Annotated in this window: 24 protein-coding genes; 18 read left to right on the forward strand and 6 right to left on the reverse strand. The window is 67.0% G+C overall.

Features of this window, described 5'->3' with window-relative positions:
• Window positions 1-12 precede the first annotated feature (12 nt).
• Window positions 13-168, reverse strand: coding sequence for a hypothetical protein (locus MWN33_RS00255; protein ID WP_247198054.1), 156 nt, complete (start codon window positions 166-168; stop codon window positions 13-15).
• A 129-nt stretch (window positions 169-297) separates the two neighbouring features.
• Entirely contained in the window at window positions 298-1,146 is an 849-nt protein-coding gene (locus MWN33_RS00260; RefSeq protein ID WP_247198056.1) for an oxidoreductase, read from the reverse strand.
• Window positions 1,147-1,302: 156 nt separating this feature from the next.
• On the opposite strand from MWN33_RS00260, the gene MWN33_RS00265 reads away from it, so the two are divergent.
• The 12 genes from MWN33_RS00265 to MWN33_RS00320 all read left to right on the forward strand — a co-directional run bounded on the left by MWN33_RS00265 (window position 1,303) and on the right by MWN33_RS00320 (window position 14,798).
• On the forward strand, window positions 1,303-2,169 hold the full coding sequence (locus MWN33_RS00265) for a LysR family transcriptional regulator (protein ID WP_247198058.1): 867 nt from the start codon (window positions 1,303-1,305) through the stop codon (window positions 2,167-2,169).
• A 492-nt stretch (window positions 2,170-2,661) separates the two neighbouring features.
• Window positions 2,662-3,789, forward strand: coding sequence for a DegT/DnrJ/EryC1/StrS family aminotransferase (locus tag MWN33_RS00270; RefSeq protein WP_247198060.1), 1,128 nt, complete (start codon window positions 2,662-2,664; stop codon window positions 3,787-3,789).
• 41 nt (window positions 3,790-3,830) lie between these two features.
• Window positions 3,831-4,535, forward strand: a complete 705-nt coding sequence (locus MWN33_RS00275) for an acetyltransferase (protein ID WP_247198062.1) — start codon at window positions 3,831-3,833, stop codon at window positions 4,533-4,535.
• The gene (locus MWN33_RS00280) at window positions 4,532-5,563 is read left to right on the forward strand and encodes a glycosyltransferase (RefSeq protein WP_281493550.1); all 1,032 of its coding nucleotides are present in this window, start codon (window positions 4,532-4,534) and stop codon (window positions 5,561-5,563) included. The genes MWN33_RS00275 and MWN33_RS00280 overlap by 4 nt, the downstream gene beginning before the upstream one ends.
• A gap of 75 nt (window positions 5,564-5,638) precedes the next feature.
• Window positions 5,639-8,524, forward strand: a complete 2,886-nt coding sequence (locus MWN33_RS00285) for a glycosyltransferase (protein ID WP_247198066.1) — start codon at window positions 5,639-5,641, stop codon at window positions 8,522-8,524.
• A 244-nt stretch (window positions 8,525-8,768) separates the two neighbouring features.
• The gene (locus tag MWN33_RS00290) at window positions 8,769-9,899 is read left to right on the forward strand and encodes an ABC transporter substrate-binding protein (protein ID WP_247198068.1); all 1,131 of its coding nucleotides are present in this window, start codon (window positions 8,769-8,771) and stop codon (window positions 9,897-9,899) included.
• A 26-nt stretch (window positions 9,900-9,925) separates the two neighbouring features.
• Window positions 9,926-10,855, forward strand: coding sequence for an ABC transporter permease (locus tag MWN33_RS00295; RefSeq protein ID WP_247198070.1), 930 nt, complete (start codon window positions 9,926-9,928; stop codon window positions 10,853-10,855).
• Window positions 10,852-11,673: an ABC transporter permease gene (locus MWN33_RS00300; protein ID WP_247198072.1), complete on the forward strand. Its 822-nt coding sequence runs from the start codon at window positions 10,852-10,854 to the stop codon at window positions 11,671-11,673. Before MWN33_RS00295 ends, MWN33_RS00300 begins: the two co-directional genes overlap by 4 nt.
• Window position 11,674: 1 nt before the next feature.
• On the forward strand, window positions 11,675-12,757 hold the full coding sequence (locus MWN33_RS00305; RefSeq protein ID WP_247198074.1) for an ABC transporter ATP-binding protein: 1,083 nt from the start codon (window positions 11,675-11,677) through the stop codon (window positions 12,755-12,757).
• Window positions 12,758-12,804: 47 nt separating this feature from the next.
• Window positions 12,805-13,314 carry a nucleoside deaminase gene (locus MWN33_RS00310; protein WP_247198076.1) on the forward strand — a complete coding sequence of 170 codons (510 nt, stop codon included), beginning with the start codon at window positions 12,805-12,807 and terminating at the stop codon, window positions 13,312-13,314.
• A gap of 30 nt (window positions 13,315-13,344) precedes the next feature.
• Window positions 13,345-14,124: a GntR family transcriptional regulator gene (locus MWN33_RS00315; RefSeq protein ID WP_247198077.1), complete on the forward strand. Its 780-nt coding sequence runs from the start codon at window positions 13,345-13,347 to the stop codon at window positions 14,122-14,124.
• Complete coding sequence (locus tag MWN33_RS00320; protein WP_247198079.1) at window positions 14,121-14,798, forward strand: flavin reductase family protein; 678 nt, start codon at window positions 14,121-14,123, stop codon at window positions 14,796-14,798. Before MWN33_RS00315 ends, MWN33_RS00320 begins: the two co-directional genes overlap by 4 nt.
• Before the next feature lie 92 nt (window positions 14,799-14,890).
• Here the strand turns inward: MWN33_RS00320 and MWN33_RS00325 are convergent, their stop codons facing one another.
• The 3 genes from MWN33_RS00325 to MWN33_RS00335 form a co-directional block, all read right to left on the reverse strand.
• Window positions 14,891-15,934: an aldo/keto reductase gene (locus MWN33_RS00325; protein WP_247198081.1), complete on the reverse strand. Its 1,044-nt coding sequence runs from the start codon at window positions 15,932-15,934 to the stop codon at window positions 14,891-14,893.
• Window positions 15,935-16,029: 95 nt separating this feature from the next.
• A complete protein-coding gene (locus tag MWN33_RS00330) occupies window positions 16,030-18,084 on the reverse strand; it encodes an acyltransferase family protein (RefSeq protein WP_247198083.1) in 2,055 nt (684 codons plus the stop codon).
• A gap of 155 nt (window positions 18,085-18,239) precedes the next feature.
• On the reverse strand, window positions 18,240-18,836 hold the full coding sequence (locus tag MWN33_RS00335; protein WP_247199742.1) for an arylesterase: 597 nt from the start codon (window positions 18,834-18,836) through the stop codon (window positions 18,240-18,242).
• Window positions 18,837-18,991: 155 nt separating this feature from the next.
• On the opposite strand from MWN33_RS00335, the gene MWN33_RS00340 reads away from it, so the two are divergent.
• The 3 genes from MWN33_RS00340 to MWN33_RS00350 all read left to right on the forward strand — a co-directional run bounded on the left by MWN33_RS00340 (window position 18,992) and on the right by MWN33_RS00350 (window position 23,299).
• Window positions 18,992-19,744, forward strand: coding sequence for an ABC transporter ATP-binding protein (locus MWN33_RS00340; RefSeq protein ID WP_247198091.1), 753 nt, complete (start codon window positions 18,992-18,994; stop codon window positions 19,742-19,744).
• The gene (locus MWN33_RS00345; protein ID WP_247198092.1) at window positions 19,741-22,353 is read left to right on the forward strand and encodes an ABC transporter permease; all 2,613 of its coding nucleotides are present in this window, start codon (window positions 19,741-19,743) and stop codon (window positions 22,351-22,353) included. The genes MWN33_RS00340 and MWN33_RS00345 overlap by 4 nt, the downstream gene beginning before the upstream one ends.
• A gap of 163 nt (window positions 22,354-22,516) precedes the next feature.
• On the forward strand, window positions 22,517-23,299 hold the full coding sequence (locus MWN33_RS00350; RefSeq protein ID WP_247198093.1) for a Bax inhibitor-1/YccA family protein: 783 nt from the start codon (window positions 22,517-22,519) through the stop codon (window positions 23,297-23,299).
• Window positions 23,300-23,370: 71 nt separating this feature from the next.
• Here MWN33_RS00350 and MWN33_RS00355 read toward each other — a convergent pair whose 3' ends face one another.
• Complete coding sequence (locus tag MWN33_RS00355) at window positions 23,371-24,078, reverse strand: winged helix-turn-helix transcriptional regulator (RefSeq protein WP_247198094.1); 708 nt, start codon at window positions 24,076-24,078, stop codon at window positions 23,371-23,373.
• 104 nt (window positions 24,079-24,182) lie between these two features.
• On the opposite strand from MWN33_RS00355, the gene MWN33_RS00360 reads away from it, so the two are divergent.
• Genes MWN33_RS00360 through MWN33_RS00370 form a run of 3 tightly spaced genes read left to right on the forward strand, consistent with a single transcriptional unit; the run spans window position 24,183 to window position 25,485 of the window.
• Window positions 24,183-24,608 (forward strand): VOC family protein, encoded by a 426-nt coding sequence (locus MWN33_RS00360; protein ID WP_247198095.1) that lies wholly within the window; start codon window positions 24,183-24,185, stop codon window positions 24,606-24,608.
• 36 nt (window positions 24,609-24,644) lie between these two features.
• Complete coding sequence (locus MWN33_RS00365; RefSeq protein ID WP_247198096.1) at window positions 24,645-25,004, forward strand: DUF1428 domain-containing protein; 360 nt, start codon at window positions 24,645-24,647, stop codon at window positions 25,002-25,004.
• A gap of 4 nt (window positions 25,005-25,008) precedes the next feature.
• Window positions 25,009-25,485, forward strand: a complete 477-nt coding sequence (locus MWN33_RS00370) for a VOC family protein (RefSeq protein ID WP_247198097.1) — start codon at window positions 25,009-25,011, stop codon at window positions 25,483-25,485.
• The last annotated feature ends 48 nt before the right edge of the window (window positions 25,486-25,533 follow it).

The following is a 25,533-nucleotide window of genomic DNA, read 5'->3' on the forward strand; positions in this document are numbered from 1 at the left end:
CCGGCAGGTTGATCAGGAAGATCGCCCGCCACCCAGCCCCATGATGTCGAGCGAGATCAGGAGGCCGCCGAGCGCTTGCCCGATGACCGCAGCCAGGCCGAAGACCGCACCATAAATGCTGAGGGCGAGCGGCGGCAGGAACGTGCCGACCAGCAGGATCGCGAACATCGTCCAGCGCCGCGGCTCAAGCAGGGCGTCACCGTTTCGGACGCCGACGGCCGCAAGGGCCACGGCTTCAGATGTTGTCGCGCTCGTGAGAGTAGTTCCGTTCTCTAGACTTGGCAGCCGCCGGCCGGTTCAGGCCGCCCCATCCGGTGGGTCGAAGTCGGTGGCGATGGAGATGTCGCGCCAGGCGGCGATGTCCGCGCGGAACGAGTCCAGCTTCTGCTCGGCGGTCGCGTGGGCGCGCGGCCCGATCGGCAGATGCAGCGGCGGATGCGCGGCATCGACCGCCTGCAGCATCACGGCGACGGCTTTGACGGGATCGCCGTCCTGCCGGCCGTTATTGGTCTGCCGGTATTGGCGTCTCGCCGGCACCGTCTCGGCATAGGCGGCGATCTCCCGCACCGCAGTGATCATCGAGCGACCGAGAAAATCGGTGCGGAAGGGGCCGGGCTCGACGATGATCACGTGCACGCCGAGCGGACGAAGCTCATCGGCAAGCGCTTCGGACAGGCCTTCGACCGCAAACTTGCTGGCATTGTAGAAGCCGAAACCCGCCGATCCGGCGATCCCGGCACCGGAGGAGAGATTGACGATGCGGGCGCCGGGACGTTTGCGCAGTGCCGGCAGGGCGGCGCGGGTCGTCTCGATCAGCCCGAACAGGTTCACCTCGAACATCGGCCGGTATTCGTCGGGCTCCCCCTCTTCGATCGCGCCGATGAAGCCGAAGCCGGCATTGTTGACGAGGACGTCGAGGTCGCCAAACGCGCTTTCCGCCAGGTCCACGGCCCTTGCCGCGTCGCCGGTACGAGCGACGTCGAGCGGAATGCTGCGCACCGTCTCGGGATAGCGATCGCACAGGGATTTCAGGCTCTCCGTCGAACGAGCGGTGGCAACGAGGCGGTCGCCGCGCGCGGCGACGGCCTCGGCAAGCTGCCGGCCGAGGCCCGACGAGCATCCCGTGATCAGCCAGGTCTTCATCATGTCCTCCTTCAGCGTCGGAAACGGGCGCCGCGTTGACCGGCGCCACATGGCCGGCGTGCTCGCCATCCCCAACGGGATGAGGCGAATGTAGGTGATTGGATTTGTTCAATAACTGACAGTATCGTACGTTCTCCGTTCATTTTTGTGGGCACTGCGATGGAGTGGAGCGACGTCAGGATCTTTCTGGCCATAGCCCGTGCCGGCACGCTGGGCGCCGCCGCCCGTACTCTTGGTTTGAGCCACCCCACCGTCGGACGCCGCCTTCGGGCGCTCGAACTGGCCACCGGCCACACGTTGTTTCAACGAACGGCCGACGGTTTCATTCCGACGGAGGAAGGCAGCGCCGTCATCGCCCTGGCGGAGCAGATGGAGGAAGGCGCGCTGGCCATCGAGCGGCGGCTTGCCGGACAGGAGCAGGCGCTTCAGGGCACCTTGCGCATATCCTCCGCCGACTGGTTCGGGGCCTATGTCCTGCCGCCGATCATCGACGACTACGCGAAGATCTGTCCACACGTCGATCTGGAAATTCTCACCGGGACCCGGCTGTTCAGCCTCGCCCAGCGGGAGGCCGACATCGCTTTCCGGATCGTCCCGTTCGACAACCCCGACGTGGTGCAGCGACGGCTGGTCCGCCTGCCCTATGGCGTCTACGTCGCGGCCGGCTCGCCCGAGCCTGTCTATGGCGACGGAGCCGGCTTCCGGCTCATCACCCACGACACCTCGACCGGCCAGTTCCCGGATATTGCCTGGCTCACCGAGAGCTTTCCGAACGCCAAGCCGCTCCTGCGGTCGAACAATCGGAACGTGCAGGGGCGGATGTCCCGCCAGGGCATCGGCATCGCCGTCCTGCCGCAAATGGTCGGAAGTCAGATGGAGGGTCTCCGCAAGCTCGATCTGCCGGCGGAGCCGCCCTCACGAGACATCTGGATGGGCTATCACCGGGACATGAGGCGTCTTCAGCGGCTGCGGGCCTTCATAGCCGTCGTGACCGATCATATTACGAAGATACCCTTTCAACAGTAACCTCCGTGCTCGGCAATTAACTGTTGGCGCTAGTGTTTTACTTCGCGCGGACACAGGATGCAGCTGCCGTTGGCATCGTCCAGCGTCTGGTTGAACGGCAGGATGCGTAAGGTATTTGATGAGCGCCGCCTGGCGCTGCTTGAAACGGTCACGCCGGCGGCGTATGGCACGTGCATCGCGGCGCTCAACGGCGAGGGACGCACCGGACTTCGGCTCGCGCCCGTCCGAGAAGATGCGGGAGCTGGCGACTCTGGCTGTTAACAAGCAGTCACGTCTGCACCAGACAAGGGCGACGCTCCGGCGTCACCTTTTTTGCTATCTCGACAGCTCAGCGCATCGACCAGCCGCGACAGCTGCTTCGCGGCAAGGTCGGCATGTGGGAGTTATGGACATACGCGCATCCGGTCATCAGTATCGTCGCGAACTTGCTGAAGGCGACAAGCGAGAGGATTTTTCGCTCCCGGCGAGTATCTTGTACGAACAAGAAATCACATGCGCGTACCATTCCTGAAGCCCCGGCCCGTGCGCCTGAGCGATCATCTCGATGAGCTGGCCGCGCATGAGGCGTCCGGCGTCTTTTCGAATTTCGGGCCCGTCAACACCGCGTTCGAGACCCGGCTGCTGCACCGCGCCTTCGGAGACGAAGGCGCGTGCATGACAGCCTGCAACGCCACCATCGCGTTGCTGCTGGCGCTCCGCGAGGCCACTTACTTCAACCGTCGACGCGGCGCGAAATTCGCCCTTGTGCCTTCCTTCACCTTCGCGGCAACGGCTCATGCGGTGTCTTGGTGTGGCCTGACGCCCATCCTGTACGACGTCGAGCCGGGGACGTGGCTACCGTCGCGCGAGGCGGAGCGCCGGCTGCTCGAACGCCATGGCGACGATGTCGCGGCACTTCTGCCCTGTGCCACCTTCGGCAACTGCCTCGACCTTGAGGGCTATGCCGAGCTTTCGGCGCGCACCGGCGTCCCGGTCGTGATCGATGCCGCAGCCTCACTCGGCTCGCTTGACGCCCAGGGACGGGCTTTCGGGCGATCGGCGCCGATGGCGGTCGTGTATTCGATGCACGCGACCAAGACCTTCGCGACCTCGGAAGGCGCCGTCATCTATTGCGCCGACAAGGATCGCATCGCGCGCCTGCGGCAGATGGCCAATTTCGGCTTCGACGACCGGCGTTCGTCCCAGATGCCGGGGCTCAATGCCAAGCTCGCCGAATTGCCTGCGCTGCTCGCGCTGAAGAAGCTCGACGAGATCGACCGGATCGTCGAACGCCGTACCGGCCTCTACGCGCTCTATCGCAATCTGCTGCCCGACTTCGTGTTTCAGGAACTGACCGGCCTGCGAACCGCCCATCAGTTCGTGCCGGCCCTGCTGCCCGAGGGCGCTCCTGTTTGCCGTGCCGATTTCGTCCAGCGCATGAAATCGCTCGGCGTGGGGCTCGGCACCTATTTCAGCCCTCATCTCGCCGAACAGCCCTATTTCCGGGAGATCTCGCTCGTGGACCAACTTGCTGTCACCGAACGGCTCGCCTCACGTATTGTCGCCCTTCCGCTGTACGATGAGATGGAAGAGGCGGAACTCAGATATGTCTGCGAGGCGGCGGCGGGCTGCCTGCACTGAGATCCTGGATTCGGTGAGCGGGGCCGGACCGGCGCCGGAGCGTGAGCGACAAGTCGATGCTGGGCCGGGACGAACTCCAGCTTCCTCGGGAAGCGACACTGTACGGCGCGGGGGGCCATGCCCGGGAACTGCGCTTCGAGCTTGAGGCGGACGGTGTGAACGTCCGTGCCTTCGTCGACGACTTCGCCTCCGGACGGCAGATCGACGGCCTGCCGGTCCTGTCCTTCGAGGATGCCGCCGTCCGGCTCCGCGACAGCGACTGGTTCATCGCCGTCGGCGGGATCGCCGCGCGGATGACGCTCGCCGCGAAGGTTGCGGCCGCAGGCCTGCCGCTCGGGCGCTTCGTCAGCCGCGCCGCGCGCATGCTGCCTTCGGCCCGCGTCGGCATCGGGGTCCAGGTCTTTCACGGAGCGGTGCTCTCGGCCTCGGCGCAGCTCGGTGATTTCAGCCTGGTGAACTTCGGCTGCGTGCTCTCCCATGACGTGCATGTCGGCGCCTATGCCACGATCTGCCCGGGTGTTCATGTCGCCGGCCATGTCGTGATCGGCGAGCGCGTATGGATCGGCGTCGGTGCGTCCATCCGTAACGGCAGCCCCGGCAAGCCGCTGATCATCGGCGACGACGCCTTCGTCGCGGCAGGGGCCTGCGTGGTCGGCGATGTGGCGGCTCGCGCCACTGTGGCCGGCGTCCCGGCGCGGCCCTTCTCACCGGCGGCGCCGGGCGAACGGGGCGGCTCCGGCACATGAGGAAACCGCGGGTTTCCGTCGTCATGCCGTCCTACCGGCATGAGGCGTACATCGCCGAGGCGATCGGCTCGGTCCTCGGCCAGTCCGTCCGCGATATCGAGTTGATCGTGATCGACGATGCTTCGCCGGACGGCTCGAACGCCGTAATCGGCCGTTTCGACGATCCGCGGCTGGTCCACATCCCGCTCACGAGCAACGTCGGCGCCAGCGCAGCGATGAACGTCGGGTTGCGGCGGGCGCGCGCGCCGTTCATCGCCGTGTGCAATTCCGACGACGCCTGGGAGCCGGACAAGCTGGAACGCCAGCTCGCCATTCTCGACCGGTCGCCCGAAATCGCCGCCGTCTTCACCGACGTGTCCTGGGTCGATGCCGCCGGCGCACCCATGGACCGTGCCGTGCCCGGCGCGCTCGGGAATTTCGCGTGGGAAAACGGCACCCGGCATGTGTGGCTGAAGCGGCTGGCGGAGGAAGGAAACTGCCTGTGCCACCCCTCCGTCCTGCTCCGGCGCGAGGTCTATGAGAGTTGCGGAGCCTATGACGACTATCTGCGCCAGCTGCCCGACTATGACATGTGGCTGCGTCTGCTGCAGAAGCACGAGATACACGTCCTCGCCGACCGGCTGGTACGGTTTCGCGTCCATGACCGCAACACATCGGGCGGAGCCTCCGAGGTGCGGCGGCGCGACGCGCGCGAGGGCTTGTTCATCCTTCGAAGGTTCTTCGAGGAGATCGACGCAGGAGATTTCGCGGCCGCCTTTCTCGGCGGCGAGTTGTCCGGTGCGGCGACCGCTGCATCCCCAGACCCGCGCGAGCTCCTGCGCTACCTCCTTGCGCATGAGGGGCACCGTCGCGGCCTTTTCAGAGAGATCGCGCTCGAAGCGATATTTCGGGCGCCGCCCGACATTCGACAGGACGCGATGTCCGTCGCGGCCTTCCAGCGGGCGATGGGCGATGCCATGCCGCGCCCGGACCGCAAGCGCGGCCTGATGTCACGTCTCTATGGGGTTTTCGCTTCTCTCGGACGATAGCCGGGACTGACGGGATGCCGCGCCACGCCTCACCTCGCCTCGCCTCGCCGAACCACTCACCCTTGCCGGAGCACCATGACCGATATCCGCAAGCTGGCCGATCTGCTCTTCTCAATTCCCGTCGACATGGGAGGCGGAAGCGCGCTCGACAAGATTTACGTCATGGCCGGGCTTGCCGGCCGCCTCGGCCTGAAGAGTTATGTCGAGATCGGCGTCTATCGCGGGCGCAGCCTGCTTCCCATGGCGTTGTCCTTCGCGGCGCGAGGCGGCCGCAGCTACGGCATCGACCCCTATCTGCGCTCGGCTGCCTATGAGCAGGACATTCCGCCAGCGCAGTTCGACGCCGTGACGGCTTTCATCGAGGCCACCGACTACGACGCCGTGCATGACGAATTCCTGCGGCGGCGCGACGAGGTGAAGCTGGCCTCCTCCTGCGAGCTGCTTCGCGAGACATCCGCGCGGGCGGGCGGTCTTCTGCGCGCGCGCGGCATCCTCGCGGACATGGTTCATATCGACGGAAACCACGACCGCGCTCACGCACTCGCCGACGTCATGAACTACATCGGGATCATGACCGATGGCGCGATACTGGTTCTGGACGATATCGATTGGCCGTCTGTCGGCGATGCTCTTTCCTATGCCAAGGAAAGGATGTCGCTGGTCTTCGAGACCGCCACCTATGCTGTTTTTATCGGCTCGAGCGACGGCGCCCTCATTCGCGACCTCGGCGCGTTCTGCCGGTCTCTGGAACGGCACGCGCAGCGCTTCCTCGACACAGAGCCCGCGCCGAGGGTGTCGGTGTCGATCATCACCTACAATCAGGAACGCTATATCGGGCAGGCCATCGAGAGCGCCCTGTCGCAGAAGACGGATTTCGACGTCGAGCTGGTGGTCGGGGAGGATTGCTCCAGCGATGCCACGCTGGCGATCTGCCGGGACTATCGCGACCGCTACCCCGACCGCATCCATCTGGTCGAGCGCCCCGGCAACCTGGGGGCGGTCGCCAACTATCTCGAAACCTACAAGGATTGCCGTGGGGAATACGTCGCCTTCCTGGAGGGCGACGATTTCTGGACCGACCCGCTCAAGCTCCAGAAGCAGGTCGACTTCCTCGACGCCCACCGCGATTATGCGATCTGCTTCCACAACGTCCTGCTGGTCGACGACGCCGGGCGGCCGATCCGGCCCCTGTTCAGCACGCTGCCCGACACCAGCACGGCCGCCGACCTCTGCGAGGGCGACTACATCTCGACGCCGTCTTGCATGGTCCGCAACCGCCTCGTCGAAGAGATTCCGGCATGGATGTACACCCTTCCGGGTTGCGACTGGCCCTTCGACATACTGAATGCCGAGCATGGGAAGATAAAGTTCATCGACCAGACCATGGCTGCCTATCGGCTGCATGGGAGCTCGATATGGTCCAGCCGTCCCGCTTATGAAAGGTTCGCGGCCGCCATCACAATCGGCATGCGGCTCGATCGCTTTTTCGGCTTTCGCTATCGTGACCGTTTCGCGCGCTATATCGAATCCAATCGGCGGGCCCTGACGGCGGAGATGGACGCGCGTCGCCGCAGCGCCGGGCCGCAGCCGGAGCGGAATCGCGCGCTCCCGGCCCAGCCCCTGCCGGTTGTCGAGCAAGCCGAAGTAGAGATGCCACCAGCAAGGGCGCCGACGAAGCGGCGGGGAAGGGTCTCGACCGCCCGCAAGAAGCTCCAGCGGCACTGGCGGCGCCTGTTCGCAAGGCCCGCGCACATTGAACCGGTCGCACCTCCCGACGAGCCGCTGCCCCGTTCCGATCCTCCCGAGCCTTCATCGCCGCTGGACCTCATCGTCCTCGACGATGCCTTCCCGCACCCGCATTCCGGTTTCCGACTGGAGGAACTCGACACCTATCTGGCGATGTTCGAGCGCATGCGGGTGTTCACCACGGGGCGCGCTTTTTCCTTCTTCAAGGATCCGCGTGACGTTCGCGAGGTCATCGCCGAGCATGATGAGCGGGCGCCCGCCCTCCTCGGCCGCACCCTTCCCTTTGCCGATCTCCCGCCGACCATCACGGCGCGGTGCGGCTATGCTGTATTCGCGGGAAATGCCTGGGAGAACGTGGCCTATTTGGAGGCCAGCAACATTCCCTTCGTGTTCACGCTCTATCCGGGAGGCTCGTTCTACATCCATGACCCGGCGTCCGACGAACGCCTGCGCCGTGTCTTCGGCAGCCCGATGTTCCGAAAAGTGATCGTGACGCAGAAGCTCACATTCGACTATATTATCGATCAGGGGTTCTGCGAGAAAGAAGACATAGAATTCATATACGGGGTAGTGACCCCTACGGAAACTCTTGTAGCGTCATCTGCTCCGCATATTTATTACAAGAATGGAAAGGAGCGGCTGGACATCTGTTTTACGGCGCATAAATACACGTCGGACGGGCACGACAAGGGCTACGACATCTTCCTGGACGTAGCACGCATGCTCGCGGCCCGCTTCGAGGACTGCCACTTCCACGTCGTCGGCGGCTTCGGCGAAGACGACCTCTCCATCGCCGGGCTGGAGCGGCGTATCAGCTTCTACGGCCTGCGCGATCAGGAATGGCTGCGCGATTTCTATCGGGACAAAGACCTGATCCTGCTGTGCAACATTCCCTTCGTCATCAGCCCCGGCGCCTTCGACGGGTTTCCCACCGCCTGCGGATCGGACGCGATGCTGAACGAGGTGGCGCTCTTCTGCACCGATCCGCTAAACCTCAATTGCGCCTTCGTCGACGGACGCGACATCGTGATCGTTCCCTACGACGTCGATGCGATCGTCGAAAAGCTGAGCTGGTACAGGGAACACCCCCACGAACTGGCCGAGCTGGCGCGCAATGGCCGCAAGCAGGCGGCGCGTGCCTACAGCTTCGAGGCGCAATTGGCCCCCCGCCTGGCAGTGCTGCGCAATCAGATCGAATCGTCCGCACGCGAATAAAAATCGTCCTGCGACGAGCCATCCTCTCCCGCGAGGACGTCCGCACATTGCACGCAGTCGTGCATACGATTTAACCCTTTCAGACATTTTCCGTGCAGGTGGCGCCGAGCGCCAAAAGCAGCCGCGTCACGCAACTCCTTGAATCGACTGAGCTTGAGTCTGCCCAGACGAATGGCACGCCACTTGCTTCATAAATCGCATGCACTTGATGCATGCAAAAAATCCAGAAGCAGGAACAGACCCGATGCGCACATCCTTCGTTTCGGGCGACATCAGTCGCCGCTCCTTCCTCAAGGCCGGCGCCGCCGCCGGCGCGCTCGCCGCCGCCTCGCGCTGGTCCCCGGCGCAGGCCGACGATCCCAAGGTGCTGAACTATCTCTCCTGGCCCGGCAATGCCGATCCCTATCTCGTCGAGCAGTTCGAGAAGGAGAACGGCGTCAAGATCCGCATCAAGGAATATGTCGGCGGCGACCAGATGCTCGCCGTCATCAACCAGTCGCCGCCGGGCTCCTTCGATGTGGTTCTCGCCGACGCCGAGTACATGCACTTGTTGCATGCAGCCGACTTTATCGAAGAGCTCGATCCGGCGGATTACCCCCTCAAGGATTTCTGGCCCGAGTTCCAGAAGTTTCCGCTGCACTGGTTCGACGGCAAGCTCTACGGCGTGATGACCGATTTCGGCTATCTCGGCCTGTCCTACAACACGAAGGAGTTCACGCCGAAGGAGGTCGCCTCCTACGCCGCGATGTGGAGCGACAAGGCCAAGGGCAAGGTCGGCTTCTTCGACTGGTATCTGCCTTCTATCGGCTCGATCAGCCTCGCCAATGGCAACCGTCCGCCCTTCGACATCGACGAAGCGCATTTCGAGGCGGTGAAGGAGAAGCTGTTCTCGCTGAAGCCGCAGGCTTCCGGCTTCTACACCATTGCCGACATCTTCTCCTCGCTCACCAATGGCCGCGCCCAGCTTGTGCCCGGCATCGGCGAATGGATCACGCTCGGCCTGCGCACGAACGGCGTGCCGGTGGACACCATCATCCCCGAGGAAGGCGGCCTGCAGTGGACGGAATCGCTGTCCATCGTGAAGGGCACGCCCAAGCGCGACCTCGCCCGCCAGTTCATCCAGTACACCACCTCGCCCGAGGGACAGGTGAAGATGGCGACCAAGGTCGACAACAAGAAGTCGATCCCCTCCATCGCCGGCTGGAAGCTGCTCAACGAGACCATGCCGAAGGAGGCCGAGATCCTGCGCATGACGCTGACCGGCCCGAACGTGATGGACGAGTACAAGGCCAAGAAGATCCAGTTCCGCCAGCTGCCCAAGCAGCAGGAAATCGCCGACTGGAACGACGCCTGGAGCGAGTTCAAGAGCCTCTGATCCAACGCGAACAAAGGGGTTTCGCCATGACGGCCGCCTCTGTGACGACGCGTGCCAGCGCCTCCCGGCGCTGGTTCCGGCTGCCGAGGCCGCGCATTGCCGGATCGTCCGGCGTGCTGCCCAGCCTGCTCGGCATTCCCGTGGTGCTCTGGCAGGCGGTGTTCTTCGCGGCGCCGCTGATCTTTCTTGTCGTGGTGACGTTCTGGCAGGTGAAGTCGTTCCGGCTGGAACCGGCCTTCGTGGTGGACAACTGGACGCGCATCCTGTTCTCGGCAACGTTCCAACGCGCGCTGGTGCACACCTTCCTGGTGGCGGGCACGACGACGGTGCTCGCCGTCGCCATCGCCTTTCCCGCCGCCTACACCATCGCCTTCCGCCTGGGTGCACGGGCGCGGGACCTCGCCGTCGCCTTCCTCGTGGTGCCGGTGTTCTCCAGCTACATGCTGCGCATCTATGCGTGGCAGATCGTGCTGAGCCCGGAGGGCATCACCAACGCCCTGCTCGGCGGGATCGGCATCGGCCCGCTGCCGCTGCTCGGCGGGGCGTTCTCGCTGCAGGTCGGGCTGTTGACGCTGACCCTGCCGATCGCGGTCCTGATCCTCGTCTTCGCCATGGCCGGGATCGACCGGACGCTGATCGAAGCGGCGGAAAATCTCGGCTGCCGCCGCGCGCGGGTGATCGCCCATGTGATCATTCCCTCGCTGCGCCCGGCCATCGCGCTGACCGCGACCACCAGCTTCCTGCTGGCTTTCGGCGACTATATCAGCCCGCTCTTCATGACCGGCTCCAAGCCGCCGACCCTCTCCATCCTGATCGTCGACACGGTGAAGTCCGGCTCGCAATGGCCGCGCGCCTCGGTGATCGGCGTCTCAATGCTGGTGATGCTGGCGCTGGTCCTTAGCCTCGGCCAGTACCTGTCGCGCGGCCGCACGGGACGGAAGGAGGCGGCACGATGAACCGCAGCCTCGCCACCCGCCTGTCGCGCCTCGCCCAGTACGGCTTTCTCGGCCTGCTGTTCGCCTTCATCGCCACGCCGATGCTGGTCATCGTCGTGTTCTCCTTCGACGCCAATCGCTTCCCGACCATCCCCTGGGGCGGCTTCAGCCTCGAATGGCACCGCGCGATCCTCGACGACCCGATGATCCGCGATGCTTTCCTCAACAGCATAAAGGTCGGATTCGGGACGGCCGTGCTCTCCACCGCGCTCGGCTTCGCGGCGGCCTATATCGATTTCCGCTACCGCTTCCGGCTCAAGCTGCCCTTCGTGCTGCTGGTGGCGGTGCCGCCTGCGGTGCCGGCGACCATCCTCGGCATGGCGATGCTGGCGTTCCTGTCGCGCATCGGCCTGTTCGGCCGGCTGGAGACGGTGATGGCCTGCCATGTCGCCATCGCCACCTCTTTCTCCATGGCGATCATCCGGCTGCGGCTCAACGATCTCAGCCGCGATCTCGAACCGGCGGCCTGGAACCTCGGTGCCTCGCCGGCAGCGGCGCTGGTGCATGTCGTTCTGCCGTTCTGCAAGCCGGCGCTCATCGCCTCGTTCTTCCTGTCGGCGGCGGTGTCGTTCGACGAGTTCCTCATCGCCTGGTTCGTCGGCGGCGTGCACGAGACGCTGCCGGTGCGCATCCTCAATCTGCTGCAGGGACAGGTGAACCCGAAGATCAACGCCATCGGCGCCGTGGTGCTGGTGGTCAGCATCGCGCTGGTGCTGATCGCACAGCGCTTCACCGGCGTGCGCGCCGGCCGTCGTCCCAGCCCCGATCCCGGAGAGTGACATGAAGACGCCGTTCATCGCGCTCGACCAGCTCGACAAGCGCTATGCCGACCACCACGCCGTGAAGTCCGTCGACCTCGACATCGAGGCCGGCGAGTTCATCGCCCTCATGGGCCCCTCGGGCTGCGGCAAGTCGACGACGCTGCGGCTCATCGCCGGGCTCGACGAGCCGACCGGCGGCGAAATCCGCATCGGCGGGGACAGCATGCGCGGCGTGCCGGCCTTCCAGCGCAACACGCCGATGGTGTGGCAGAGCCTCGCCCTGTTCCCGTTCCTCACCGTCGCGGAGAATGTCGCTTTTCCCCTGCGCATGCAGAAGGTCGGCACGGCCGAGCGGCGCCGGCGCGCGCTGGAATGGCTCGACCGTCTCGGCCTCGCCGGAATGGCCGAACGCAACGTCGCCCAGCTCTCCGGCGGCCAGCGCCAGCGCGTGGCAATCGCCCGGGCGCTGGTGACGGAGCCTTCCGTTCTCCTGCTCGACGAGCCGCTCTCCGCGCTCGACGCGCATCTGCGGGTGCGGATGCAGACCGAGCTGTCGCGCCTGCATCGCGAACTTGGCATCACCTTCGTCTATGTCACGCATGCCCAGTCGGAGGCCTTCGCGCTGGCGGACCGCATCGTCATCATGAGCGAAGGCTCCATCCAGCAGGTCGGACGCCCGCAGGACGTCTACCGCGCGCCCGCCAACGCCTTCGTCGCCGAGTTCATGGGCATGAACAATCTGGTGCGCGGCGAGGTGCGGGGCGAGCGTGACGGCCTGCTCGACATCGCCGGGGCGCTCGGCGAGTTCCGCGTGCCATCCGCGACGCCGCGGCCCGAGGGAAGCTCGGGCGATTTCGTCATCGCCGCCGACCGCATCGCGCTGGCGGCCGATGGCGAGGGCCTCGCGGGCACGGTGCTCGGCCTCGAATTCGTCGGCTCGACGCAGACTGTCTTCGTCGAGATCGAGGGCGGTGCCGAGTTCCGCGTGCAGAAGCAGCAGCACGAGATTGAGGCGCTCGATCTGGTACCTGGCCGCAAGGTGCGGCTGAGCTGGAACCCGCAACACGCCTGGCTGCTGCCGCAACCCGCCCAGGCACATTGATGGCCGGCTGCGGGCTCCGTTCGCCCCGTACTTCCAAGGAGGAAACCATGTACCGCGAGAACTTCATGCGCCGCGCGATCGACATTTCGCGCCGGGCACTCGACGAGCCGGGCACCGAACCGTTCGGCTGCGTGATCGTCAGGAACGGCGAGATCGTCGGCGAGGGGCTCAACCACTCGCTCGCCCATTTCGACCCGACCTCGCATAGCGAGGTGGAAGCGATCCGCGACGCCTGCCGGCGGCTGGAATGCGTCGACCTCACCGGCTGCGAGCTCTACACCTCATGCGAGCCCTGCGCGATGTGCGTGGCGGTGATGGAGGTCTCGGGCATCTCCCGGCTCTATTACGCCGCCTCGCAAGGCCAGGCGGGCGAGGCGTTCGCGACCCTTACCCCGGCGGAGCGCCATCCGATCGACGTCGAGGCGCTGCGCCTCGCGGCGGGGGCCCTCGTCGAGGACCGCGCCATGCCCGCGCAGCAGGAGATGGACGCGCAGGCCATCGTCGTCCTCGACAGCTGGGTGAAGGCGCGCAAGGCTGCCACCGCCTCGGCCGGCTGATTCAGTGCATACGAAACCCAGAGAAGTCGCATGAGCATCCGTGTGAAGAAGGGCGCTTCGCGCTCCGTCAACGACCCGACCGCGAAGGGGAAAGGTCCCCCTGCCGCCGGCGAAAGCGGGACGATCTCCCGCACCGAGGCGGTTCAGGACGCGCTTCGCCAGGCCATCATCGAGCAGCGGCTCCAGCCCGGAGCCAAGCTCCCGGAGGACGCCATCGGCGATGCCTTCGGTACAAGCCGCACCATCGCGCGCGAGGCGCTCGGGCGTCTTGCCGTGGAAGGACTGGTCGAGTTGAAACCCAATCGCGGCGCCTTCGTCGCCAATCCGACGCTCGACGAGGGACGTGATGTGTTCGTGGTCCGCCGGGGCCTTGAACGGATCGTCACCGAATGCCTTTCCGGCAAGCTGAAGCCCGACGAGATCGCGGTGCTGCGCGAGCATGTCGCCCGCGAGCACGAAGTGTCCGGCCATAACGAGGTGGAATCGATCCGCCTCGCCGGGGAATTCCATCTGCTGCTCGCCCGGCTGACCGGCAACCATGTGCTGGTACGCTATGTCACCGAGGTGGTGTCGCGCTGTTCGCTCATCCTCGCCATGTATGGGCGGCCGCACTCCTCGGACTGCGGCGTGAGCGAGCATGGGGAAATCGTGGACGCGCTGATCGCGGGCAAGGGCGCGCGCGCCGTCGAGCTCATGGATCATCATCTGGAGGCCGTCGCGAGCCGTGCTCTGCTCCAGCAGAAGACGGAACGCGACATACGCGACGTGCTGGCGCCCTATGCCGCGCGAATCAAGGGGCTCGACGCATGAGCCTGCACCGCGAACCCGAAACCGATTCCGTCGCCTTCGACTTTCGCGCGCTTGGCGAACGCGAGCGCTACAAGCTGATGATCGGCACCATCGTGCCGCGCCCAATCGCGCTCGTCACCACCGTCGATCCGCAGGGTCGGGTGAACGCGGCGCCGTTCAGCTTCTTCAACTGCCTCTCCGCCGATCCGCCCATCCTGGCGCTGGGGGTCGAGAACCATGCCGACATGTCGTTCAAGGACACGGCGCTGAACATCCGGCTGACCGAGGTGTTCACGGTCAACATCGTCTCCCACGCTATCGCCGAGAGCATGCATCTGTGCGCGGCCGATTTCCCGCCGGGGGCGGACGAGCTCAGCGCGGCGGGGTTCACGCCCGTGCCGGGGGTCAAGGTCGCCTCGCCGTGGATAAAGGAGGCGCCGGCGGCGCTGGAATGCCGCCGCCATCTCACGCTCGAACTCGGCAGATCGCGGCAGATCATCCTCGGCGAGATCGTCTATGCCCATTACCGCTCCGACGTCGTGGACACGGAGCGCCTGCGCATCGACCCGGCGCGGCTGGACGCAATCGCGCGGCTCGGAGGGAGCGTCTGCTCCACCATCCGCGACCGTTTCGAGATGCCGACGCCGAGCTTCGCCGAATGGTCGACGCGGTCTCGCAGCGAGAAGGTCGGCTAGTTCGACACATGCTGCTCCGCTTCGCGCCGGAGCGGGCGCCGGGTGCAGCATCCGGGACCGGCGGCAGGCACAGCCCGCCGCCGGCCTATTGCTCAGGGGCAGGGGTTGCCGCGCAGTTGGTGCACCGCATCGATGCGCTCCAGCACCTCGGCCGACAGCGTAACCTGCGCCGCGCCGATATCGGCGACGAGCTGCTCCATCGAGGTGGCGCCGATGATCGCCGACGTCATGAATGGGCGCGTCAGGCAGAAGGCGATGGCCATCTGTGCGGGGTCGAGCCCGGCGTCGCGGGCGATGGCGAGATAGTCGTCCACCGCCTCCTCCGCGCCCGGCACCTGGTAGCGCGTCGCCCGCTTGAACAGCGTCGTGCGCGCCCCGGCCGGCAGCGCGCCCTTCTGGTACTTGCCGGTCAGGTAGCCCTGCGCCAGCGGGGAATAGGCGAGCAGGCCCACCTGTTCGCGCAGGCTCACCTCGGCAAGCGCCGTCTCATAGGTGCGGTTCAGCAGGTTGTAGGCGTTCTGGATCGAGACCGCGCGCGGCCCGCCGGTGCGTTCGGCCTCCGCGAGGAAGCGCATCGTGCCCCAGGCGCTCTCATTGGAGAGGCCGAAATGGCGGATCTTGCCCTCCGCCACCAGCTCGGCGAAGGCGGCCAGCGTCTCGGCGATCGGCGTCTCCTCGCCCGGCTGCGTCTTCCAGCGCGTGGGATTGGCGCCCCACTGCATGGGCCGGCCCGGCCAGTGGAGCTGGTAGAGATCGATATAGTCGGTCTGCAGCCGGCGCAGGCTCTTCTCCACCGCCTCGCGAATCTGCGGGCGGGTCGGCCGGCCCGGCGCGCCGTCGTCGCGGAACCAGGTCATCTCGGACAGGCCGACGGCCTTGGTCGCCAGGATCACCTTGTCGCGGTTGCCGCGCGCCTTGAGCCAGGAGCCGATGATGCGCTCGGTGGAGCCCTGCGTCTCGGGTCTGGGCGGGATGGAATAGAGCTCGGCGGTGTCGAGGAAGTTGATGCCTTGATCGAGCGCGTAATCGAGCTGTTCGTGGCCCTCGGCCTCGGTGTTCTGCTGGCCATAGGTCATGGTGCCGAGACAGATCGCGCTGACCTCGAGGCCGGTGCGGCCTAGCGGACGGTACTGCATGGGGAGCTTTTCGGAAGGTTGAGGAAAGTGGCGACACCATAGGCAGCGTCGCCATCGCGCACAAGTTGCCGGACCGGAATGCCGGCCGACCCTCCTCAGGGGTGGTCGGCGACCGCCGACATGTCGCCGCGCGCCTGCCGGCTGATCTGCTCGAAGGCGCGCGTCACGCTGTCCCGGAGAAACTCCGTGCCATGCACCGAGAGATGGTTCTGGTCCGAATAGAAGGCGCCGCCGCGGTCGCCCCAGACATAGCGGCCATTGCGCTCGAAGGCGTCCTCGAAGGACACCACCCAGACCTTCTCGCCCCGCAGCTTCTCCACCACGTCGCGGGTGAAGGCGAGGCGCTTGCGGCCCTCCTCCACCGTCGTCGAGCTTTCCCAGATCGCCTTCTCGAACGCCTCGTCGTCGACCCCGCCGCTCATGCCGAGCAGGGCGGCCTGCTGCAACGTCTTCTCCGGCAGCACCTTCTGCTCGGGAATCTGCTCGACCAGCACGACATTCACGCCGAGGGCGAGATAGGCGGCAACGGTGTTGGGCAGCGCCTGTGCGAACAGCTCGGCGGAGTCGGCCTGCGAGGTGCCGCGCATCTCGCCCTCGCGCGACAGGCTTACCCGCCGGCCGAGGCCCGGATTGTAGCCGTCGGGATAGAGCGACCAGCGCGCGACCAGCACGACCGTGTCGAAGCCGCGCTCCTTCACCATCTCGATCTGCCGGCGGGCGACGTCCTCGCACACGCCGAGATCGAACATGCCGCCGTGCACGCTCACGCCGATGAGCGGCGGGCAGCCGGGTGCGCCGAGCCAGTAGACGGCATTGCGCTCGCCCACCCCCGCCCAGGCCGGCAGCATGACCGAGGAATGGCTGTCGCCGACAATGAGAATGCGGCGTTCGGCGTTCGCCGGCTCGAAGACGGCGCAGAGGGCGCCGGCCCCGTTCGTGCGGGGGCCGGGCTCGCAGCGCCCGGTGCCCATGGGCATGCGCGCCGAGGCCATCAGGCGCTCCTCGCGGCTGCCGGGCTCGATGGCGGCGAGACGGCTGGGAATGCCCTTGGAGACATTGGCATAGGTGCCGATGGCGGCGAACAGCACGCCCGCCACCGTGCTCGCCCGGAACACTGCCTGCCGGCTCGGCAGCAGCGGAATGGGCCCGCGCCGGAATGGCTGCTCGACATAGCGCCAGCTCAAATAGGCGAGCGCGAGGGAGAGCACCGCCAGACCCGACATCAGCTCCGGCGAGGGGTCGGCCATCGAGCGGATGCGCGCGAAGGCAAAAAGCGGCTGGTGCCAGAGATAGGCGCTGTAGCTGATCAGCCCGATGCCCACGAGAACCGGCGTCGAGAGGAGCCGCGCGGTGAAGGTGCCCTTGTGGGCGTAGAGCACGATCAGCGACGCCCCGACCACCGGCACCAGCGCGTAGAAGCTCGGAAACGGCGTGCCGGAATCGAAGGCGAAGATCGCAAAGACGATCAGCGCAAGACCGATGGCGGCGAGAAGCTCGTTCGGGCGCGGCGCGCGGCTCGTCGCGATGAAGCCGCAGATCGAGCCCGCCAGCAGTTCCCAGATGCGGAACTGCGGCAGGTAGAAATTGGCGCGCGGAGCGAAGCGCCAGCCCCATTCGGTGGCCAGCAGGCTGGCCAGCGCGGTCGCCACCACGCACCAGAACACGGCGCGCCGGCCAAAGCGCCAGAGCAGCGCCAGCGAGACCGGCGCCAGCAGGTAATATTGCTCCTCAACCGCCAGGCTCCACGTGTGCAGCAGCGGCTTCAGCTCGGCGGCGGGAGCGAAATAGCCGCCCGATTCCTGCCAGAACAGGATGTTCGAGACGAAGAACACGACGGCGGTGACGCTCTGCCCGAACGCCTTGAGCTGGTCCGGCACCATCCACAGCCAGGCGAAGGGCAGGCAGGCCGCCATGACCACGAACAGCGCCGGCAGGATGCGCCGCGCCCGCCGCTCGTAGAACTTCGCGATCGAGAATTCGCCTTTCTCGATCTCCGTCAGGAGGATAATGGTGATCAGGTAGCCGCTGATGACGAAGAAGACGTCGACACCGACGAAGCCACCGCTGAATACCTCGAAGCCGGCATGAAACAGGATGACGGGAACGACGGCGACGGCTCTCAGGCCATCAATCTCACGGCGGTATTTCATCGGGCGCGGTATTTCATCGGCGCATTGGTGGCGAAGCGCGGCGGGACGTCGACTGCGCCGCCGCCCGCCTGCCGGGCGTCCTCAATACAGCACCATGCGCGCCCACGTCGAGCGACACGGCGACACGGTCAGCTCCGATGCAGGTTCTTGCGCCGTCAGTCCGTGCGGGCGGGCAGCGTCGCGATGAAGGCCTCAACGGCCGGCAGCATGCGCGCGACGATGATGTCGACGCCCTCCCCCGTCGGGTGGATGCCGTCCGCCTGGTTCAGCTTGGTATTGCCCGCCACCCCGTCAAGAAAGAACGGATAGAAGGGCACGCCGAACTCTTCGGCGAGGTGCGGATAGATAGGGTCGAACTTCGCGACATATTCGAAACCGTAATTGGGCGGCGCCCGCATGCCGGCCAGCAGCACGGGAATCTTGCGCGCCTTCAGCCGCTCCAGAATGGCGGTGAGCGACTTCTCCGGGATCGCCGGATCGAGCCCGCGCAGCGCGTCATTGGCGCCGAGTTCGAGGATCACCCCGTCGGTGCCGTCGGGCACCGACCAGTCCAGCCGCGCCAGGCCCCCGGAGGTGGTGTCGCCGGAAACGCCGGCATTCTCGATCACGACATCGTGTCCCTTGGCCTTCAGCGCCGCCTGCAGACGCACGGGAAAGCTCTGGTTGGCGGGCAGCCCGTGGCCGGCGGTCAGGCTGTCGCCAAGCGCCACGATGCGCAGGGACTCGGCGCCGGCAGGTGCCGCAGCGGCCATCAGTGCGCCGGCAAGAAGAAGCAACTGGAGCAATCGTGACAAGGCCGAACCTTTCCCAAAGCGATGCAGTGCAGCATATGTTGCGACCATTCCCGGCCGCAAAGAGGCGATGCGGCGACGTTTTCCCGCCGCCCGCCTTCAACGCACAGGACGACATGCAGTCTCACCCTCAGCCCGACATTTCCCGCACCGCCGCACGTCCCGAGACGCAGACCGCCCCCGGCCAGGCCGTGCGGCTCGACGGCGTCGAGCTCTCGCTCGGCAGCGGCGCGGCGCGGGTGCACATTCTCAAGGGCGTATCTCTGAGCATCGCGCCCGGCGAGGCGGTCGGCCTCGTCGGCCCGTCGGGCTCGGGCAAGTCGAGCCTGCTGATGGTGCTGGCAGGCCTTGAGCGCGCCGATGCAGGCAGCGTGCAGGTGGCGGGGCAGGAGCTGACCGGGCTGGACGAGGACGCCCTCGCCCGCTTTCGCGGCCGCCATGTCGGCATCGTCTTCCAGGCCTTCCATCTCATCCCGACCATGACGGCGATCGAGAATGTGGCGGTGCCGCTGGAGCTTGCCGGCCGCGCCGATGCCTTCGAGCGCGCCGCCGCCGAGCTGACGGCGGTGGGCCTCGGCCACCGGCTCGACCATTACCCCGCCCAGCTCTCCGGCGGCGAGCAGCAGCGCGTGGCGGTCGCCCGCGCGCTGGCGCCGGAGCCCCGCATCCTCGTCGCCGACGAACCGACCGGCAATCTGGACGAGGCGACCGGCCGCCAGATCATGGACCTGCTGTTCGAGGCGCAGGCGCGGCGAGGCGCGACGCTGGTCATCGTCACCCATGACGCGACGCTGGCGAAGCGCTGCGACCGCACCGTCCGGCTGCGCTCGGGCGCGGTGGAAACCGACGCGGCCGGAATTCCCGCATGAGCACGGAGCAGCTTTCCGCCACCGCCGGCGCGGGCCATGCGCCTTCCGCCCGGCGTTCCGGGCGTGGCCCGCTGGCCCTGCGCTTCGCCCTGCGCGAACTGCGCGGCGGCCTGCGCGGCTTCGCCGTGTTCCTCGCCTGCCTCGCGCTCGGCGTCGCGGCCATCGCCGGCGTCGGCGCCTTCTCGCGCGCGCTGACCGACGGGCTCGCCCGCGAGGGCGCGACGCTGCTCGGGGGCGATGCCGCCTTCTCGCTGGTCCAGCGCGAGGCGAGCCCGGAGGAATACGCGCTGATTGCCTCGGGCGGGCGCGTGGCGGCCATCGCTACCACCCGCGCCATGGCCCGCACGGGCAGCGGCGAGACGCTCGACGCCACCCTCGCCGAGGTGAAGGCGGTGGACAGCGCCTATCCCATGGTCGGCGCGCTGGAGCTCGATCCGCCGCAGTCCGTCCCGAACGCCCTTGCCCGCGACGGGGAAGGGGAGGGCAAGGCTTTCGGCGCGGTGGTCGACCCGGCGCTGGCCGAGCGGCTCGGCCTGAAGACGGGCGACCATTTCCGTCTCGGCGATGTCGATCTCGTACTGCGCGGCACCATCGTCCGCGAGCCGGACGCTCTGTCCACCGGCATCGGCTTCGGGCCCCGGCTGATGGTGTCCATCGACGCGCTGCGCGCCTCGAACCTGCTGCAGCCCGGCAGCCTGGTGCGCTGGCAGTACCGGGCGCAGCTCGCCGACCCCGCCGGCCTCGCCGCCTATGTCGAGCGCGTGCAGCACGGCGCCCCGGAGGCCGGATTCGAGACCCGCACACGGGAGGCGGCCGCCCCGCGCCTTGAAAACAATGTCCGCCGCTTCACGGAATACCTCACCCTCGTCGGGCTGACCGCGCTGCTGGTGGGGGGCGTCGGCGTCGCCAATGCGGTGAAGAGCCATCTCGACGCCAAGCGCGGCGTCATCGCCAGCTTCAAGAGCCTCGGCGCACCCGGGCTCACGGTGTTTTCCATCTACCTCGTCGAGGTCGGGCTGATCGCGCTGGTCGGCATCGGCATCGGCGTGGCGGTCGGCTCCGCGCTGCCCTTCATCGCCAACGCCGCCTTCGGCCATCTGCTGCCCGTGCCCATCGCGCCGAGCCTGCAGCCGGGGGCGCTGGCGCTCGCCATCGCCTATGGCGCGCTGATCGCGCTCGCCTTCGCGCTGTGGCCGCTGGGCCTCGCCCATGACGTGCCGGTCTCGGCGCTGTTCCGCGAGCGGGTGGAGACCGCCCGCCGCCGCCCGCGCCGGCTCTATGTCGCGGCGACCGCCCTCGCCGTCGCTGCGCTGGCGGGGCTGGCCGTGGCGGCCTCGCAGGAGCCGCGCATCGCGATCTACTATCTCGTGGCCGCCGCAGCTGTTCTGGTGACGCTGCGCCTCGTCGCGGTCGGCATCATGGCGCTGGCGCGCCGCCTGCCCCGCCCGCGCTCCACCGCGCTGCGCCTCGCCCTCGCCAACATCCACCGGCCGGCGGCACTGACGCCGACCGTGGTGCTCTCGCTCGGCCTCGGCCTGACGCTGCTGGTGACGCTGGCGCTTATCGACCGCAGCCTGACGCGCGAGCTCTCCTCCCGCCTGCCGACCGAGGCGCCGAGCTATTTCTTCCTCGACATACAGAGCGCGGAGACGGACCACTTCGCCTCCTGGCTGCGCCATCAGGCGCCGGAAGGCGAGGTGGAGGTGGTACCGATGCTGCGCGGACGCATCATCTCCATGGCCGGCCGTCCGGTCGAGGAGATCACGCCGCCGCCGGAATTCTCCTGGGTGCTCTCCTCCGACCGCGGCGTGACCTATTCGCCCGACATTCCGGAAGGCTCCACCGTCGTCGCCGGGGACTGGTGGCCGGCCGACTATGCCGGCCCGCCGCAGGTCTCTTTCGAGCAGGAGATCGCCGACGCCTTCGGGCTGAAAATCGGCGACAAGGTGACGGTGAACGTGCTCGGCCGCTCCATCACCGCCACCATCGCCAATCTGCGGCAGGTGGAATGGGAGCGGCTCGCCATCAATTTCGTCATGGTGTTCTCGCCCAACACCTTCGCGGGCGCGCCGCACACCTCGCTCGCCACGCTGACGCTGCCCAACGGCGGCGATCCGGCCTTCGAGCGCGCCATCGGGCGGGCGGTGGCGGCGCAGTTCCCCGCCGTCACCTCGGTGCGGGTGAAGGAAGCACTGGTGCAGATCGGCGAGATCGTCGGCAACCTGCTGACCGCCATACGCGGCGCGAGCCTGGTGACGCTGCTCGCCAGCGTGCTGGTGCTCGCCGGGGCTCTCGCCGCAGGCCAGCATCACCGGGTCTACGACGCCGTGGTGCTGAAGACGCTGGGCGCCACCCGCGCGCGGCTGGTGGCGGCGTATGCGCTGGAATATGCCGCGCTCGGCCTCGTCACCGCCGTGGTGGCGGTGGGTGCCGGCGCGGCGGCGGCCTATGTGGTGGTGGTGTATGTAATGAAGCTCGGCTTCGCCTGGTCGACCGCCACGGCGGTCGGAGCGGCGGCGGTGGCGCTGGCGCTCACCGTCGGCTTCGGGCTGATCGGCACGTGGCGGGCGCTCGGGCAGAAGCCGGCACGCATCCTGCGCGATCTGTGAGCGGGCGAGCCAGCAAAAGCCTCTGCCGCAGCGTCATATCTGTCGCAAACTTCACTTGCGGCAGACGGTTGCGCCCCTCATATTCGCGCTGACGCCCTTCTCGCGCCGATCGCCGGCGGGTACCGGGGTGGGCAACGCACTATCAGGAGAGGATCCGTCCAACATGTCCGACTTCAACCGCAACGTCTCCGTGCCGCGCTTCGGGGCGACGGCGGCGCGGACGCAGGCCGAGATCGACCTGGGCCTGCGCGCCTACATGCTGCGCGTCTACAACTACATGACGCTCGGCCTCGCCATCACCGGCGCGGCGGCGCTCGGCATCTACATGCTGTCGGTCTCCGACGTGCCGACCCAGGCCGCCATCGCGCCCGGCGTCTACCTCACCGATCTCGGTGTCGCGCTGTTCTTCAGCCCGCTGCGCTGGGTGGTGATGCTCGCCCCGCTGGCGGCGGTGTTCTTCCTCAGCTTCCGGGTCGACCGGCTGAGCGTGGGCGCGGCGCAGGGCATCTTCTGGCTCTATGCCGGCCTCGTCGGCGTGTCGCTGGCCAGCATCTTCCTCGTCTACACCCATGAAAGCGTCGTCCGCGTGTTCTTCATCACGGCGGCGACCTTCGGCGGTCTGAGCCTCTACGGCTACACCACGTCGCGCAGCCTGAGCGGCATGGGCTCCTTCCTGATCATGGGCCTGTTCGGCATCATCATCGCGTCGCTGGTGAACATCTTCCTCGGCTCGTCGATGCTGCAGTTCGTCATCTCGGTGGTGGGCGTGCTCGTCTTCGCCGGCCTCACCGCCTACGACACCCAGCGCATCAAGGAGATGTACTTCGCGGGCGACGACGACGTGGTCGCGGGGCGCAAGGCCATCATGGGCGCGCTGACGCTCTATCTCGACTTCATCAACCTGTTCCTGATGCTGCTGCAGCTCTTCGGCAACCGGAACAACTGATCCCCGGGCACCTCCCGAAACCGAAAGCCCCGGCCTCGCGGCCGGGGCTTTTTCGTTCAGGGCACGTCGTTTCAGATATCTGCGGCGGTCGGCATCTCCGCCTTGGGCGGCAGCGGGAACAAAGTGAGGAAGCGCGCCGCGAGGGCGCGGTCGCCTTCCAGCTTCAAGAGCCCCGCCGCCTCCAGTGCCTCGACGGGCTGGCCGCCATAGACGGCAGCGGCGATGATCGCCGCGTCGCCCGTGAAGGTGACATCCGGCCCCGCGTGATGGCCGCGCTCGACCTCCAGCTCACCGTCCGCCAGCGTCAGGCGGAAGCTCTCGCGGCCCGTCACGAGGTCGATGCGCGCCGACAGCCCGGCCGCGCGGGCGGGCTCCAGCATGGTGCGCAGCGACAGCATCAGCGACACCGCGCCGAAAGGCAGCGTCGGATCATGCGAGGGCGAGCGCGCCGCCCAGCGGCCCAGCGCCTGGAAGATCGGCTCGCTCTCATAGCCCCACTCGGTCAGCTCGTAGACCTGCGCCGAGGACGGCGGCGGCAGACGGCGGCGGCGCAGTATGCCGGCACCCTCAAGCCCCTCCAGTCGCTGGGTGAGGATGTTGGCGCTGATCCCCGGCAAGCCCGTCTTGATGTCACCGAAGCGCTTTGGCCCCAGCATAAGCTCGCGCATCACCAGCAGCGCCCAGCGCTCGCCCACTAGGTCGAGCGCGTGCGCGGCCGCGCAGGCATCCAGATATCGCCGGCGGCCGGGAGTTCCATCAGTTATTTTCATTAACGACATGGTTGTTTTTGCTAACCAGCGCCTTTACTCCTGTCAACGGACTGCCGCACGGTCATGCGACAAAGGGATAAAGGTGCCGCAGGGTGCCGACCGGAGGAAACCCGATGCCCAAAATGATCTTCGTGAACCTGCCGGTTCGCGACCTGACCCGCGCCATCGCCTTCTACGAGGCCGTCGGCGCGACGAAGAACCCGCAATTTTCCGATGAGACCGGCGCCTGCATGGTGTTCTCCGACACCATCTACGTCATGGTGCTGACGCACGCGAAATTCGCGAGCTTCGCCCCGCGCCCCATCGCCGATGCGCACGCCGCCACCGGCATGCTGATCGCGCTCGCGCAGGACAGCCGCGCCGACGTCGACGCGGTCGTGGAGAGCGCCGCCGCAGCCGGCGGCAGGGCCGATCCCAGCGCGATGCAGGATCACGGCTTCATGTACTCGCGCAGCTTCGAGGATCCGGACGGGCATGTCTGGGAGCCGTTCTGGATGGACATGGCAGCGGTCCAACCCGCCGCCGACGCCGCATCCTGACACCGCTTTGCCGGCAATACGAGACGGGAGGAAATGATGAGTTACATCGACGGATTCGTGGTCGCGGTACCGACGGCCAACAAGGAGGCCTACCGCGCCATGGCGGAAAAGGCGGCGCCGATCTTCATCGACCATGGCGCCCTGCGCCTCGTCGAGACCTGGGGTGACGACGTGCCGGACGGCAAAGTCACCGACTTCCGCATGGCGGTGAAGGCGACGCCGGACGAGACGGTGGTGTTCTCCTGGATCGTCTGGCCGTCGAAGGAGGTGCGCGACACCGGCATGAAGAGCTTCATGGAAGACCCGCGCATGAAGGAGATGACCGAGATGCCGTTCGACGGCAAGCGCATGATCTTCGGCGGCTTCTCCCCGATCGTCGATATCGGGAAAGAGTGACGCCATGTCTCCGCTGTGCACCTGCCTGTGGTTCAACGGCAAGGCGGAGGAAGCCGCGCGTTTCTACACGTCGCTGCTGCCCGATTCGCGGGTCGATTCCGTCAACCTCTCCCCCGTCGACACGCCCGGCAACAAGGCGGGCGAGGTCATCACGGTGGAGTTCACCCTGAACGGCGCGCCCTATCTCGGGCTGAACGGAGGGCCGCGCTACCCGTTCACCCCGGCCGTCTCGCTGATCGTGCCCTGCGAGGACCAGGCCGAGGTCGACCGGCTCTGGGAGGCGTTCTCCGATGGCGGCACGCCGGTGCAGTGCGGCTGGATCACCGACCGCTACGGCCTGTCCTGGCAGATCACCCCGCGCTGGCTGCTGGAGGCCATCAAGGACCCGGACGTCGCGCGCGCGAAGCGGGTCATGGAGGCGATGTTCGAGATGGTGAAGCTCGACCTTGCCGCGCTGCAAGCCGCCTATCATCGCAGCTGATGCGCGCGCCGTGGCGTTGTGGCTGCCCGGCGCGGACGCTACAACGCC

This window comes from Ancylobacter koreensis (genome assembly GCF_023016525.1).
Lineage (GTDB): Bacteria > Pseudomonadota > Alphaproteobacteria > Rhizobiales > Xanthobacteraceae > Ancylobacter > Ancylobacter koreensis.